At 46.1% G+C, this 280-nt stretch carries 1 protein-coding gene; it reads left to right on the top strand.

Annotated elements, in window-relative coordinates:
* Nucleotide 1 precedes the first annotated feature (1 nt).
* Nucleotides 2-121: a DALR anticodon-binding domain-containing protein gene (locus tag ACX9YW_RS22945; protein WP_460351030.1), complete on the top strand. Its 120-nt coding sequence runs from the start codon at nucleotides 2-4 to the stop codon at nucleotides 119-121.
* Nucleotides 122-280: the final 159 nt, after the last annotated feature.

Here is a 280-nt window from a genome sequence, read left to right on the forward strand (position 1 = left end):
GATACTCAAAGAAGAGGATGCGGCAGTGAGGTCACTGCGTCTGGAACTTTCGGCTGTGACGGCACGCACCATAAAGGCCGCCATGTCTCTTCTTGGCATCAAAGTGCCTGAGCGAATGTGAGCAATCTGTACATATAAATTGTTATAATGAGGCATGCGACTGAAAATCACGTCGCAATAACTCCAACGAAAAAACAACATAAAAATCATAATGAACAACTACTACAACATCCCTCCCACGCCTCCTGCCTACACTGAGTCGCTTGACCAACGTGTAAGT

This window comes from Pseudoneobacillus rhizolycopersici (assembly GCF_054786815.1).